12 protein-coding genes are annotated in these 14888 nt (G+C 61.8%); 1 reads left to right on the top strand and 11 read right to left on the bottom strand.

Annotation, left to right across the window (positions count from 1 at the left end):
* Positions 1-29: 29 nt before the first annotated feature.
* From AD930_RS15880 to AD930_RS15870, 3 genes are all read right to left on the bottom strand, one after another.
* Positions 30-557 (bottom strand): SixA phosphatase family protein, encoded by a 528-nt coding sequence (locus tag AD930_RS15880; RefSeq protein WP_061507033.1) that lies wholly within the window; start codon positions 555-557, stop codon positions 30-32.
* Complete coding sequence (locus AD930_RS15875) at positions 554-871, bottom strand: chorismate mutase (RefSeq protein WP_197056267.1); 318 nt, start codon at positions 869-871, stop codon at positions 554-556. Before AD930_RS15875 ends, AD930_RS15880 begins: the two co-directional genes overlap by 4 nt.
* A 65-nt stretch (positions 872-936) precedes the next feature.
* Positions 937-1680, bottom strand: a complete 744-nt coding sequence (locus AD930_RS15870; RefSeq protein WP_061503281.1) for a metallophosphoesterase — start codon at positions 1678-1680, stop codon at positions 937-939.
* Positions 1681-1945: 265 nt separating this feature from the next.
* On the opposite strand from AD930_RS15870, the gene AD930_RS15865 reads away from it, so the two are divergent.
* The gene (locus tag AD930_RS15865; protein ID WP_061491000.1) at positions 1946-3463 is read left to right on the top strand and encodes an acetyl-CoA hydrolase/transferase family protein; all 1518 of its coding nucleotides are present in this window, start codon (positions 1946-1948) and stop codon (positions 3461-3463) included.
* A gap of 24 nt (positions 3464-3487) precedes the next feature.
* Here AD930_RS15865 and AD930_RS15860 read toward each other — a convergent pair whose 3' ends face one another.
* From AD930_RS15860 to AD930_RS15825, 8 genes are all read right to left on the bottom strand, one after another.
* Complete coding sequence (locus AD930_RS15860) at positions 3488-4246, bottom strand: hypothetical protein (RefSeq protein WP_061507032.1); 759 nt, start codon at positions 4244-4246, stop codon at positions 3488-3490.
* A 13-nt stretch (positions 4247-4259) separates the two neighbouring features.
* Entirely contained in the window at positions 4260-8786 is a 4527-nt protein-coding gene (locus tag AD930_RS15855; protein WP_061507031.1) for an AAA family ATPase, read from the bottom strand.
* Between the two features lie 41 nt (positions 8787-8827).
* Positions 8828-9454, bottom strand: a complete 627-nt coding sequence (locus AD930_RS15850) for a thioredoxin domain-containing protein (protein WP_043552449.1) — start codon at positions 9452-9454, stop codon at positions 8828-8830.
* A gap of 70 nt (positions 9455-9524) precedes the next feature.
* Complete coding sequence (locus AD930_RS15845) at positions 9525-10472, bottom strand: hemolysin family protein (RefSeq protein ID WP_061507164.1); 948 nt, start codon at positions 10470-10472, stop codon at positions 9525-9527.
* Positions 10469-11008, bottom strand: coding sequence for an rRNA maturation RNase YbeY (ybeY, locus tag AD930_RS15840; protein ID WP_043552451.1), 540 nt, complete (start codon positions 11006-11008; stop codon positions 10469-10471). The genes AD930_RS15845 and ybeY overlap by 4 nt, the downstream gene beginning before the upstream one ends.
* The gene (locus AD930_RS15835; RefSeq protein WP_231867428.1) at positions 10992-12038 is read right to left on the bottom strand and encodes a PhoH family protein; all 1047 of its coding nucleotides are present in this window, start codon (positions 12036-12038) and stop codon (positions 10992-10994) included. The genes ybeY and AD930_RS15835 overlap by 17 nt, the downstream gene beginning before the upstream one ends.
* A 71-nt stretch (positions 12039-12109) precedes the next feature.
* On the bottom strand, positions 12110-13528 hold the full coding sequence (miaB, locus tag AD930_RS15830; protein WP_082781953.1) for a tRNA (N6-isopentenyl adenosine(37)-C2)-methylthiotransferase MiaB: 1419 nt from the start codon (positions 13526-13528) through the stop codon (positions 12110-12112).
* A 94-nt stretch (positions 13529-13622) separates the two neighbouring features.
* Positions 13623-14699 (bottom strand): lysophospholipid acyltransferase family protein, encoded by a 1077-nt coding sequence (locus AD930_RS15825; protein ID WP_061507029.1) that lies wholly within the window; start codon positions 14697-14699, stop codon positions 13623-13625.
* Positions 14700-14888: the final 189 nt, after the last annotated feature.

The raw sequence follows: 14888 nt of genomic DNA, 5'->3' as shown, positions 1-14888 counted from the left end.
CATGCTCAGAAAACTGCGCTTTCTGCGCTCTAGGGTCGCGCGAATGTGTCCAAAGTCAGGCTTTTCTCATCGCACTGATCCCAGCGCGACGCGTCGTTTGCAATTTCAGAGCCCCACATATGGAAGACGGCCAGAGAGGCTGTTGCGAATCCCTGATCCAGCACGTCGGCCTGATCATCCAGCCAGCGGGCGAGGGCAGAAATGCCGGGGTTATGCCCAATCATCAGCACAGTGCGGGCTTCAGCCGGGGTTTGCCGGATGCGCTCCAGCAGAGCGGAGGGTGGGGCTTCGTAAATGTCAGGGCAGAACTGGGTGGGGCGTGCAGGCGGCGGCTGGAAGGGTTCCAGCCCGGCCAGAGTCTCCCGCGTGCGGCGGGCGGGGCTGCACAGAACAAGGTCCGGGGCCAGAGCGTGGGCCCGGAGCCATGCGCCGCATCGGCTGGCGGCAAGCCGTCCTTCGGCTCTCAGCGGGCGGCCCAGATCGGCCTGTTCGCTAAAATCACCCCCGGGAGGGCTGGCAGCTTCCGCATGCCGCAGCAGAAGGAGGCGGCGCGTCACTTTTGGGTCGATTCGGAAGACTGTTTTGCAATCGCCTCGTGGTGGCGAATGACTTCATGGATAATGAAGTTCAAAAACTTCTCGGCAAAATCGGGGTCCAGATGCGCCTCTTCCGCCAGCGTGCGCAGGCGGGTGATCTGGCGGGATTCTCTGGCCGGGTCGGCTGGCGGCATCCCATAGCGGGCTTTGAGCGCGCCGACTGCTTTGGTGCAGCGGAAGCGTTCGGCCAGCATGGCAACAAGGGCGGCGTCAATATTGTCGATGCTGCGACGGAGGTCCAGCAGGGCATCAGTCGGGGTGGGCTGGTCGGTCACGGTTTGCACGGTTCTTCGTTTCTGTTTCTATTTCGTAATATAGGAGACTGGTTCGCGCAAGACTATTACACTGCGGAGCCGGAATCTTCCATAAAGTTAGCAGGCACATCCAGCCACGCGAGGTGGCCGCCTTTTCCCGCACCCGTATCCGTAAAGATAGCCTGCCCCCCGGCACGGCCGGGAATGGTCAGCGGGCAGCCATTGGTGGAGCGCTGGTCATGCCCGCAATACACGGTGTAGCCGGTGGGAATGTGGTTGACCCAGTTCAGGCAACGTTCGGGAAAGCCGTCTTTCTGCACTCTGCTGGTGGTTTCCCCAAACAGCGCGCGGGAGAGCAGAAAGGTCACACGGCCTAATGCGGGTGGAGGCGGCTCCATCAGCATCCGCACGTCAAAGGCTCCGTGGACAAACAGCATCCGGCCCAGCACCAACCACGCCGGGGCGGCCTCCAGCATATCCAGCGCAAATTCCAGCACATCTGCGTTTTCTGGCTGGTGGAGCTGCGCCATTGTGGCTTCCAGCGGCGGGTCGGGCCGCAGTTTTTTGCCCAGCAGGGCGCGGCCCAGCTTGCGGTCATGGTTGCCGATCAGAAACAGGCCGCGTCCCTCACGCATCACGTCGTGCATCAGCCGCAGTACGCCTGCACTATCCGGCCCGTAATCTACGAGGTCGCCCAGCTGGATAATGAAGCGGTCCGTGGCAACGGCGTGGCGGAAGGCCTGTAAATCTCCATGCACGTCTCCCACAATGCGGAGTCCTTTCCGCATTGCCGCTTTCACGTTTTCGTCATGGAAGAGGCTTGTGTGCATCTGCTGTTATCCATCTTTCTCCTTCCCATGTAGGCGCCACAGGCGGACGCAGGGAAGGGAGGAGACGGAATTTTTTGTGAGCCAGTGTTTTGTGCACAAGCATGTGACGCGCCACGCCTGAAATTTTCTGCCTACGTTACGCGCATCATCCGGCCCCACAGGTGTGCCGGTGGGAAGGAGTGGAGCAATGGGATATACAGCGCTTCGTGCCCGTTTGGTCCGCTTCGTGTCGGAACAGGAATAATAAAGAACAGGAAGGCCTCTCATGAAAGAGCGCATTCGTAACGTCGCCCTGCGTAGCAAAGTCTGTTCGGCAGAAACAGCCGCTGAACTTATCCGCCCCGGTGCGGTGGTGGGGGCTAGTGGTTTTACCGGAGCGGGCTACCCAAAAGCTGTGCCGGAAGCTCTGGCCAGCATTATGGAGCAGGCGCACGCTCGGGGTGATGACTACCGTATCAGCCTGATTACCGGGGCATCCACCGGCCCGCAGCTGGATGGCGTGCTGGCAAAAGCCAATGGTGTGGCGTTCCGCTCACCCTTCAATACCGATGCCACCATGCGCAATCGTATTAATGATGGTGAGACAGAGTATTTCGATAACCATCTTGGTCAGGTTGCCGGGCGCGCCGTGCAGGGTAATTACGGCAAGTTTGATATTGCCCTGATTGAAGCTGTGGCGATTACGGAAGATGGCGGCATTGTCCCGACCTCATCCGTCGGGAACTCCCAGACCTTTCTGGATATCGCCGAGAAGGTGATTATTGAGGTCAATGACTGGCAGAATCCGGGGCTGGAAGGCATCCACGATATCTGGGACGGGAACGTCAGTGGCCTCCCGCCGCGCGATATCATTCCGCTCCGCACGGCAGATGGCCGCATTGGTGGCCCCGCGCTGCGCGTAAACCCGGACAAGATTGTCGCAGTGGTCAAGGCGCATGACAGAGACCGCAACGCTCCCTTTGCTGCTCCGGATGAAAACGCCCGGGCAATTGCAGGGCATCTGCTCGATTTCTTTAGCCATGAAGTGAAACAGAATCGCCTGCCGCCTTCTCTGCTGCCCTTGCAGTCTGGTGTGGGCAACGTGGCGAATGCCGTGCTGGAAGGGCTGAATGAAGGCCCGTTTGAAAATCTGGTTGGCTATAGTGAAGTGATTCAGGACGGCATGCTGGCCATGCTGGATTCTGGCCGGATGCGGGTGGCTTCTGCCACATCGTTCTCTCTCAGCCCGGATGCGGCGGAAGAGATCAACAACCGCATGGACTTCTTCCGCAACAAGATCATTCTGCGCCAGCAGGATGTGAGCAACAGCCCCGGTGTGATCCGTCGCTTAGGCTGTATTGCCATGAACGGCATGATTGAAGCCGATATCTATGGCAACGTGAACTCCACCCGCGTGATGGGCTCCAAGATGATGAACGGGATTGGTGGCTCCGGCGATTTTGCCCGTAGCTCCTATCTGTCCATCTTCCTGTCACCCTCCACAGCCAAGGGCGGCAAGATTTCCGCCATTGTGCCGATGGCGGCGCATGTGGACCACATCATGCAGGATACCCAGATTTTTGTGACGGAACGCGGTCTGGCGGATCTGCGTGGGCTTTCACCCGTGCAGCGGGCGCAGCAGATTATTACGCACTGCGCGCACCCGGATTATCAGCCGATGTTGCAGGATTATTTTGACCGCGCGCTTAAAGAGTCGTTCGGCAAACATACGCCGCATCTGCTGAACGAAGCGCTGTCCTGGCATCAGCGTTTTGTGGAAACGGGAAGCATGTTACCGGCCTGAAAAGGCCGGAAGGCGGCAGCCTGATTAGCTGTCCCGGGCGAGCGTCTGGGACAGCTGCGTGGGCTGCGGCGTGACGACAATATCTACCGGGCGGTCGGCCAGAAACTCATCGGCCGAGAAGGTTGTCGTGATCGGGTTTTCCGTAATCACGGCTTCCGCGTCCCGGTGCACCAGCGTGAACAGGTCCGGTGCTGCGGTGGGAGAGAGATACGCCGCGTAAGGATGATGCCCTGCCATACGGTGAGCCGCATAGGCTTCCCGCGTTGAATGAACGGGAATGGCAACCATCATGGATGGGTCTGCCTGCAGGGCGACCTGCGTGGTTTCCTTGCTGGACGGCACCAGCACCACACGGTCCCGCATTCTGGCTTTGCGCACCAGCATGGCGACATCTGCCGGATTGGTGTCGTTCAGATCCAGCATCAGCAGTGTATGCGCACGGCGGGATGAGGCCAGAACCTCGTTCAGCGGGTTAGAGCCGGGCACAACAATCACCCGTCCATCTTCCTGAGAGGCCAGTTCCAGCCGCAGCATGCCGGGGCTGTTCTGGTGTGGCAGGCCTGCGGAGGCTGACGTCATGCTCAGCCCGGTGCCGGGTGTGCAGATAATCAGACCATGATGGATGCGGGCCATAAGCCCATAGGCTTTGGAGTGATGCAGAACGACGCCGGCACAGGCCAGCATGCACACACCAACAGCAACAATACCTTTGCCAAGGCAGCGTTTGAGGGGACTCCCTGTGGATTTGCAGGGTTTGTCTGATGTCGTATCAGGATGCGGCATCTGTCTTTTATCCCTAGTCCTGTTGCCCAGCCATGGCGGCGGCGCGAGCAAGGTCAACTGACAGAACACGGCTGACGCCGCGCTCCTGCATGGTTACGCCAAAGAGATGGTCCATATGCGCCATTGTCAGTTGATGGTGAGTAACAACCAGAAAACGGGTTCCTGCTTCTGTGACCATGTCCCCTAACAGGGAACTGAAACGTCCAACGTTGGCATCATCAAGCGGTGCGTCAACCTCGTCGAGCACACAAACGGGGGCCGGATTACAGCGAAACACTGCAAAAATCAATGAAAGAGCCGTTAAAGCCTGTTCACCTCCCGAAAGCAGCGAGAGGGTGGCCAGCTTTTTGCCCGGTGGCTGAGCATAGATTTCCAGCCCGGCTTCCAGCGGATCATCACTGCCCACAAGGCCCAGATGCGCCCGGCCGCCGCCAAACATGCGGGAGAAGAGGGACTGGAAATGCTGGTCCACCTGCGTGAACACGGCCATCAGGCGTTCCCGCCCTTCCTTGTTCAGCGAGCCGATGGAGCCACGCAGGCGGGCAATGGCGGCCTCAAGGTCGGCAATTTCCGCAGCCAGCGTGTTGGCCTGGCCAGAGGCTTCCTCAGCCTCAATTTCAGCACGCAGGTTGACCGGCCCCATCTCTTCGCGCTCCCGCGTCAGGCGGGAGATCTTGCGGCGGAGGGCGCTTTCTGCGGCTTCTGTCAGGTCTCCGGTGGGTGGGCGCGGCGGAGCTGGGGTTTCCACCAGAAGCTGGTCGAGAATAGCCTGTGCCTGCTCACTGCGGGCTTCGGCTTTCAGCAGGTTTTCCCGCGCGGCGGTGAGCTGTGCTTCCGTTTTACGGCGCTGCTCATTGGCGTCCGCCAGAGCGGCTTCGGCCTCGGCGCGGGCTTTGTCGGCTTCGGCGTAGGTTGTTTCTGCCTCGGTCAAAGCCTGAAGCGTGTTCTTTTTCAGCCGCTCGGCTTCTGCCGGCAGTTCCGAGACGGTCTGATGTTCCGTGCGGGCGGCTTCCAGCCGTGCTTGCGCGTGGGTCAGGTCCGTCCGGGCGGCTTCTGCGCGGGCTGTCCAGTCCTGCACGGCAGCGGTCAGAGAGGCCTGTTTGCTGGCCAGCGTGGCTTTTTCTGCCTGCAGGGCGGCCCGGAGTTCGCGCACCTGTTCCAGTTCTGTTGTTAAGGCGCTGCGCTTCTCCCGCAGGGTGGCGAGCTCTTCTTCACCGCTTTCCGGCAGAGCGGCAGAGGCTTCTTGCAGTGCGGTGCTGGCGCGGGTTTTGCGCTCTTCGGCTTCAGCCTGTTCTGCCTGAAGCGTTTCCAGACGTGGGGAGAGAGCCGCCAGACGGGAGCGGAGTTCGAGCGAGAGTTCCTGCAGTTTCTGGTGCTGTTGTGCTGCCGTTTGTGCGGCGCTTTCAGCACGCACAGCCGCCTGTTCTGCCGTGCGGCAGGCGGCCTCGGCTTCGGTCTGCCGGGTTTGGGCGGCTTGCAGAACCTCTTCAATCTGCTTGTCCGCCTGTCCGGCAGCCCGACGGCTTTCCAGATCAGTGAGGGCGCTTTCTTCTGCGGCAACGTCCTGCCGCAGGCGGTCGCGTTCTGGCAGAAGGGTTTCCAGCCTGGCACTGGCGGTTGCCTGCTGGTTTTCCGCGCGGGTGAGGGTATCCTGCGCGGAGCGGAGTTGCTGTTCCGCCATTTTCAGGGCTGTGCGGGCCTGTTGTTCGGCTTGCTGGGCGGCGGTGTCTTTCTGGCGCGCCTGATCCAGTGCCATTTTCAGGGCTTCCGTCTGCGGCAGGGCATCGCGCGCTGTTGTGGCGGCAGTCAGGGCAGTGTCCGCATCCTCTCTGGCCGCGACGGCGCGTTCCTGCTGCGGGCGCAGGCCGTCCAGCCGGGCGCGAGAGGCTGCATGGCGGCGCTCAAGGTCTGCCTCCTGCGTGCGGGCCTGTTGCAGAGCCTGTTCCAGCTTTGCGCGCTGGGTCCGCTGGTCTGCCGCCTGCTGCTCCATTTCCCGCAGGGCACGGGTGGCTTCGGTGACCGCGTGTTCCGCTTCCGGGGCGTCTTCCTGAAGCGTTGCAATCCGCTGTTCTGTTTCTTTCAGAATCCGGCGCTGGCCAAGGCGGCGGGTTGCGGCGTCCGGCTCGCCCGCACGGGTATAAAACCCATCCCAGCGCCAGAGGTCGCCCTTGCGGGAGACGAGGCTTTGCCCCGGCTTGAGAGCGGCCTGTAAGGGGCGACCATCCACACCGTCCGGCAGCAGGCCGATGCAGGCCAGCACGCGGTCCAGCGCTTCCGGGGCTTTGATATGCGCCTTGAGGGGCACCGCGCCACCGGGCAGGGCGGGCAGATCACCGGATGCGGGGAGAACGTGCCAGCCGCGCGCGGCGTTCTCTGCCACCGGGGCATCCAGCCCTTCCGAGAGAGCGGCGGCCAGAGCGGCCTCATACCCTTCCGGGATTTCCATGCGGGCGGAGACGGGTTCGTCCGAGCCTGTGGCGTCCGTTCCCAGTGCCTGCGCCAGACCTTCCGCCTGAGCCTGCAAGCGGGTGAGTTCCGTGCGCAGGGTGTTCTGGCGGGTCAGGGCGTCGTTATGGCGGGTTTTGAGGTCTGTGAGGGCGGCTTCAGCCTGACTGAGCGCATCTGTGACGGTGCGCAGCTTATCTTCCTGCGTGGCGCGGGCGGTCTGGGCGGCTTTGAGTGTGTCGTCCGGAAGGGCATCTGCCTGCGCCTGTTGCAGCCCTTTTGTCAGGGTTTCTTCTTCCTGACGGGCGCGGTGCAGGGCGGTCTGAGCCGCAGAGCAGGCGGCTTCTACCGTCTTACGGTGGCTTTCATGTTCCTGAAAATTGCGGCTGGCCTGCGTAAGGGCGGCTGAGGTCTCGCGCCGGGTGGCTTCGGCCTCTTCCAGTGTACGGGCTGCGGTCTGGTGGGATGTGGTGGCTTGGGCGGCCTTGTCTCTCAGAGCCTGAAGAGCCGCATCTTCCAGCAAGGCGCCTTGCGTGTCGGCATGGCGTTTTTCCAGTTGCGCCAGATCGGACCGCAGGGTGTTAAGTTTAGCACGGCTGCGTTCCAGCGCTTTGCGGGTTTCAGCCTGTGTCTGGCGGGCATTTTCTGCGTCGTTCCGGGCGATGGAGAGGGCCACGCTGGATTCGGAACGGGCGCGGTCCGCGTCCTCAAAAGCCGTGCGGGCGGCAGCCTGTGCTGCACGGGCGTCCTGCACGGCTTTGACGGCGGCTTCCATGCTTTCATCAGACGGCAGGCGTTCCTGCAGGGCGCTCAGTTCGGCCTGAAGGGTGAAAACGGCGTCTGATGCACGGGTTAGCGAGGTTGTGGCGGCGTCCAGATCTTCCGTCGCGCGCTGCTTGCGGGCGCGGGCGGCGGCCAGTGTTTCGGTCTGCTGGGCGAGGGTGCGCTCGCTTTCCGTCAGCGCTTCGGTCAGCTCTTTCTGCCGGGTTTGTGCGTCTGCCGTCCGTTGCGGGAGCGAGGCCTCAGCCTCTTCGGCCTCGGCCTTTTCCGCATTCAGGCGCTCCAGCGTCTTGGTGGCATCCTCCACGCGGGTCTGGGCGGCAGCGGTGTCGGCCTCATGCTGATGGAGGCGGTCTGTGGCACTTTTAGCCTGTGCGGCGGCGCGTTCTTCTTCCCGCGTCACGCCTTCCGCCGTTACGCGGCAGCGTTCCAGCACGGTGCGGGCTTCATCCGCACGGGCGCGGATGGCGGGGAGTTTCTGGTTGGCTTCAAATTCCGCAACCACCGCGCTTTCTGCGGCCTCTTCATGCTCTGTCAGGGCATGGCGGGCGCGGGCGGCAGTATCGATAGCGCGTTCAACAGCCTGCCGGGCGCGGGCATGCAGTACGGCCAGCAATTCGGTTTCTGTTTCGCGCAGGGCGGAGGAGAGTTCCCGGTAGCGGCTGGCCTCGCGGGACTGTTCGGCCAGACCACCCAGCCGGGCTTCCAGCTGCTGACGGAGGTCTTCTGCGCGGGTCAGATTGTTTTCGGTCGCGCGGAGCTTGAGTTCGGCCTCGTGCCGGCGGGCGTGCAGGCCGGTAATGCCTGCGGCTTCTTCCAGAATGGAGCGACGTTCTTCCGGCCGGGCACCCACCAGCATAGCCACGCGGCCTTGGCTGACCATGGCGGAAGAGCGGGCACCGGAGGCCAGATCGGCAAACAAAGTCTGCACATCACGCGCGCGGGCGGGTTTGCCGTTAATGCGGTATTCACTGCCGGAGCCGCGTTCGGCCCGGCGGGTAATCTGGAGTTCGTCCTGATCGGCAAAGGCGGCGGGGCCACGGCCCTGCGTGCCTTCCAGCGTGACGGTGACTTCCGCCAGAGAGCGGGCGGGGCGGCCTGCCGTACCCGCAAAAATCAGATCATCCATTTCTCCGCCGCGCAGAGAGCGCGCGGAGGATTCCCCCATCACCCAGCGCAGTGCTTCCACCACGTTGGATTTGCCGCAACCGTTAGGCCCCACAATGCCGGTCAGACCGGGGAGGATTTCTACGGTGACGGGTTCAGCAAAGCTTTTGAACCCGACAATCCGCAAACGGACAAAACGAACGGTCATGCAGAAACGGACTTACTGCAGGAGAGAGGGGGAAGAGTGCTTCAGCTGGCGTCTGCCACGTTTTTGGCGAAGGCTTCGTACGTCATGTCATTCGACAGCTGAATTTTGTTGTTGAAGCGGAAGGTCGGCGTGGAATCGAAATGATATTTGTTCTGTGCTTCCGTCTGCTGAGACAGGATGAACTGCATCATCTGCTGGTCAGCCACCGTCTTGTCGAACACATCGCCCGGCATACCGGCAAAGGCGGCCATTTTCTTCAGGGCTTCCAGCGGGCTGCTGTCCTTGATGTAGGCCCAGCGGTCGAGGCTGGCGAGCAGGGACGCGGTGAAGGGTTCATAGCGTTCCGGCGGCAGGGTGCGGGCAACCATGGCGGCCACGGTTGCCAGCTGGTCGGTCGGGAAGTCATGGAAAACGTAGCGGATTTTCCCGGTGTCGATCAGGTTCTTCTTTACCAGCGGGAAGGTGTTCTCGGAAAAATGGGCGCAATGAATGCAGGTGAGGGAGAACCATTCTTCCACAACAATTTTTGCGTTCGGATCACCCAGTTCACGCGTCGTCATACGCGGGTCTGCTGCGGGAGCCGTATCGGCAAAAGCCAGGCCATGCGTTGCCGTTGCGGCCAGAGCCGTGCCAGCGGTGACAAGGAGTGAGCGGCGGGAAAAGGACATCGGAAATCCTGGCTTCATTACTGGTTGAACAGATCAGAGAATTAGGGATGACGGCAGAACGGTCTTTCCGTCAAGCTGTACGCGGGGTCTCATCACCGCGCTCACCCTCGCTGGGCGTGGGTTCTGCGGCATTTGGCAGTTTGCGGACGCGCACCCGGCGGATATGTCGGGCATCGGCATCAAGGACCCGGAAAACATAGCCGTTTTCGTGCGTCAGCACTTCCCCACGGGCTGGCACGTGGCCCGCCATGCGGAATACCAGACCGCCGATGGTCTCGATTTCCGCTTCCTTTTCAGAAGCTGTGAGAATCGCGCCAATCCGTTGCTCAAATTCCTGCACCGGGCAGCGGGCATCCACGTCATACGTGCCGTCAGGACGTTCCGTAATCATGGTCACGGCGGGTTCATCATGCTCGTCGGAAATATCGCCGACGATGGTTTCAATCAGATCCTCAATGGTGACCAGACCGTCCACACCGCCATATTCATCAATCACCAGCGCCAGATGTGTCTGCCGCAGGCGCATTTGCAGCATCAGGTCCATCACCGGGATCTGCGGGGCAATCATCAGCGGCTGGCGGAGCAGGGGTTCGATATTGAACGCCTCGCTGGTGCCAACGTAGGCGATGAGATCCTTCACATGGATCATGCCCACAATATCATCCAGCTGGTTGCGATAGACCGGCATGCGGGAGTGGTTTTCCCGCCGCATCATGGCCAGTGCATCATCCAGACTGATGGAGACCGGCATGGCGACAATATCCGGGCGCGGGATCATCACGTCATCCGCCGAGATGTTCCGCAGGCGCAGGATGTTGGCAATCAGCACGCGCTCCTGCCGGTCCAGCTCCGGTTTTTCGCCTTCCGGCGTTTCCGACTCGTTGGCGGCCTGCTGGACAAGGGCGGCAATGGAGCTGCGCAGGCCGGGGGCCTGCTTCTTACGGCTGAAAAAGGAGAACAGGCTGTTACGACCGGGTGTGTCCTGTCCCTCAGACCGTGTGGACTCGTGCTCGCTCATGCCCGTGGCTTCCATGGATTGGGAATATGCAGCCGGGAGAGCAGGCGTGCTTCCAGCATTTCCATTTCGCGGGCTTCTCCCGCCTGATGATGATCATACCCAGCCAGATGCAGGCTGCCATGAACGATCAGATGCGCCAGATGATGGCTGACGGACTTGCCTGACTGACGGGCCTCCCGCAGCACGGTTTCCAGCGCGAGAATGACGTCCCCGCCGGGAATGCCGGGGGGCGGGTCAAATGTCAGGACATTGGTGGGGCGGTGCTTGCCGCGATGCTGCCCGTTGAGGACACGCACAACGCGGTCTGTTGAGAGCACAACGCTGCCGGGCTGCCGGCCATAGCCTTCACAGGCGGCCAGTGCACGCCGTATCAGGTGTTCCGGGCGGGGCACATAGCAGTGCCACCGCCGGTCCTCTATCAGAATTTCAGGCGTTTCTTCAAACGCGCATGATGGGAAAAACCCTGCAGCGGCAAGACTTTCCGGGCCAGCCACATTCCTTTCGTGAACGTGGCTTGTGCTACTTGGCGGTTCCATTGTTCTCCTGACGGCGATTGTTACGGGGCGATCCCCTGAGAGCCGTCGTCCTTGCATCATACGCTTCCACAATGCGCGCGACCAGTCTGTGACGTACGACATCTGCCGCGTCAAACTGTGTGATGCTGATACCGCGCACATTTTCCAGCGTTTCCAGAGCGTCCTTCAGCCCGGATGTCGTGCCCGGAGGCAGGTCGATCTGGGTGAGGTCTCCTGTAACCACCATGCGTGACCCCGGCCCGAGGCGGGTCAGGAACATCTTCATCTGTGCGATGGTGGTGTTCTGGGCTTCGTCCAGAATGACGAACGCGTGGGAGAGGGTCCGCCCGCGCATAAAGGCCAGCGGGGCGACCTCAATATCGCCCGCCGCCATCCGCCGCACGACCTGATCACCCGGCAGCATATCGTGCAGGGCGTCGTAAAGCGGGCGGAGGTACGGGTCGATCTTGTCCTTCATGTCTCCGGGCAGAAAGCCAAGGCGTTCGCCTGCTTCCACGGCCGGGCGGGAGAGGATGATCCGGTCCACCGAGCCCGCCTGCAACATGGCCACAGCCTGCGCCACGGCCAGATAGGTTTTGCCGGTGCCTGCGGGGCCAATGCCGAATACCATCTCCTTTTTTGCCAGCGCCTGCATATAGGCCGCCTGCCCGGGGGAGCGGGGTTCAATCACGCCATGGCGCATTTTCAGGGCAGGGAGGGTCGGCGTGGCCTCAGAGCGGGGTGCGGGGGCGGTTGTCTCGGTCTCAGAGCCTGAACGCTGCATATCGGTGTGCCTTGTGCTTTCGCGCAGTTGGGTCATGCGGATAACAGCTTCAATCATGCTGACATCCACCACGCCCCCGGCGGCCAGTTTCTGGTAAAGTGTGCTGAGCGTTGTGCGGGCCAGAGCAACATGCTCCGGCGTGCCCTTGATGGAGATCCGGTTCCCGCGGTGGGCGACCTGTACATCCAGCCCTTCCTCCAGATGTCGCAGATTGCGATCATGGTCTCCCACCAGTCGGGCCAGCAGTGTGTTGTCTTCAAACAGCAGGGTTACCGGTTTTTCCGGAGCCGTGCCGCCAGAGAGAGAGGGAGCGGAGGGAAAGGGCTGGACTATGGTGCTCAAGCGTAAACTTTCTCCTCTTCCAGAATACCGTTCAGAGAGTTGGTCAGGCGTTCGGTAATGCGTACGGGCACTTCCCGGCCAATCAGATCAGGCGAGCCGGTGACGTGCACGGGCTGGAGCCAGGGGGAGCGTCCGGAAATCTGCCCCGGCTTGCGCCCTTCTGACGTGAACAGAACCGGCACCGTCTGCCCGACCAGAGACTGATTGAAAGCATCCTGCTGTTCCCGCAGCAAGGCCTGCAAGGCTTGCAGGCGCGCGTCTTTCACATCCTCTGGTACCTGCAACGGGGCACCGGCTGCCGGAGTTCCGGGGCGCTGGGAGTATTTGAAGGAATAGGCCTGCGCGAAGGTGACATCCCGCACCAGTTGCATCGTGGCCTCAAAATCCTCATCCGTTTCACCCGGATGGCCGACAATGAAGTCAGACGACAGGGCGAGGTCTGGCCGTGCCGCATGCAGTTTGCGGACAATCTCCCGGTAGTCATCTGCCGTGTGGCCGCGGTTCATGGCGCGCAGAATTTTGTCGGAGCCGGACTGCACGGGCAGGTGCAGGTAGGGCATGAGTTCCGGCAGATCCCGGTGCGCGGCAATCAGGGCATCATCCATATCGCGCGGGTGGGATGTGGCGTAGCGAATGCGGTTCAGGCCGGGGATGGCCGCCAGTGCGTACGCCAGACGCGCCAGATCCCAGACCTCTCCGTCCGGGCCGGTGCCGTGATAGGCGTTCACATTCTGGCCCAGCAGGCTGATGTCCTGCACGCCGCTTTCCACCATCCGGCGTGCTTCCGCCAGAACGGAGATGACAGAGCGGCTGACTTCCGCGCCGCGTGTGTAGGGCACCACACAGAAGGAACAGAACTTGTCACACCCTTCCTGAATGGTGAGGAACGCGGTGAGGTTGCCGGGGGTCTGCGGTGCTGCGGTGTCTGGCAGGAAGTCAAACTTCTGCTCTGCCGGGAAATCCGTCTCAATCACCGCGCCACCAGCGCGGGCGGCGCGGGCCACCATTTCCGGCAGGCGATGGTAGGTCTGCGGGCCGAGCACGATATCCACATACGGCGCACGGGCCAGAATTTCCTGCCCCTCCGCCTGAGCCACGCAGCCTGCAACGGCAATAATGGTCGGCTGGCCGGCGGTTTCGCGCGCTTCCTTGATCTTCCTCAGCCGCCCGAGTTCGGAGAAGACCTTTTCCGCCGCACGGTCCCGAATATGGCAGGTGTTGAGGATGATCATGTCGGCAGCGTCCGGGGTGTCCACCGGCTGGTAGCCGAGCGGACGCAGCACGTCGCTCATCCGTGCGCTGTCATACACGTTCATCTGGCAGCCCCATGTGATGACATGCAGGCCGCGCGGGGCGGTGGAAGAAGAAGGAAGTCCAGTCATGACAGCAGGGGCTCCGGCACGCCGCAGGCCCATTCCATACGGCAGGGGGAGGAAATCGGGCCAGTGAGGCCAGAGGTCAAGAGTCTTTTCCGCAAACGGAGGGGTAATGCGCCATGAAAAGGGGTCCTCACCGGATCTTCAGGTATGAAGCAAAACGTGGGGGCAGTCTGTCAAGCAGCCGTTTTATGACGCGCGGTTTGTTGTAGGGAATTTCCGACGGCTCGCATCGGCCGGGCTGGGGAACCGGGTCCAGGTTCTGTCGCAAATCGGCCGCGCCGCGCGCTACGGAATTCCAGGCCGCCTGTGCCAGAGCTTTCCGGCTGGGGAAGAGTTCCGGGTCCAGCGGTTCATGCAGAACAACGGTGGCGCGGGACTTGTGCCACTGCACGAGCTGCCACAGGTGCGGGCCGAGATCCATATCGCCATACCACGCAAAAACCGGGCGGCGCAGGCGGGAGACGGGCAGGCCCTCCAGCTCATCATACACCACGGAAACCGGCTGAATGATGGGGGACATGCCGGGGGCATAGGTAATGGGCAGCAGGCTTTTCTCGCCATTGCGCAGCCGGGGCAGCTTGGCGATGGCAAAGAAGGCGGACATGAACGGCAGCACGCGGGAGCCGTCGGATGAGGTGCCCTCCGGGAAGAGAACCAGATTGTCGCCGTCCACCATGCGGCGGATCATCAGGTCACGCTCACGCCCGGTGGTGCTGCGCTGGCGGCTGACAAAAATGGTTCGGCCAATTTTGGAGACCAGCCCCATGATGGGCCATTTTTCGATATCGCCCTTGGCCACAAAAACAGATGGCAGCAACGTGCCCAGCACCAGCACATCCAGCCATGAGGAATGGTTGGAAATATAAATGACGGGGCGTTCCCCCCGAGCCCGGGCGCGCGCACCACCCACAGTGCCGGCGCGCTTACCGATAACGCGGATGCGCAGGCCCAGCAGCTTGCACAGCACGCCCCAGATGACGCGCGTCCAGCGGATTTTGACGGTGCCGGGCACCAGCAGCAGGCAGGCTTCAAACCCGACGGAGAGCGGAACCCACAGGGTAATGGCCCCCAGCCGCAGGCCGCCTTGCACCTGACTGCTGACCTGACACCACTTTTCTACCCATGACGGCAGGGGTGACAGCATGTCACGTCCCGGCGGGGCGGATGTCTCGGAAAACCGCGTCTGAGCGGGGGAGGCACGCTTCATGATCTTGGGTCTGCCTTGCTCGGGCAGGGGCTGGGTTTGCGGCGGGAATGGCAAATCATAGGCTCTCATAACGCGAACTGATGCACTCGGACAATCGTGCTTCGCAAGATGCCTGCAAGATGGCACAAGGGACTATGGGGCAGAGAAATCCATAAGGCCTGAAAATGATCTCATTTTCGTCATGGTGAT

The sequence above is a fragment of the Acetobacter malorum genome (assembly GCF_001580615.1).
GTDB lineage: Bacteria > Pseudomonadota > Alphaproteobacteria > Acetobacterales > Acetobacteraceae > Acetobacter > Acetobacter malorum.
Note: the sequence above shows the minus strand (reverse complement) of the source record. Positions and strands in the feature narration are given on the sequence as shown.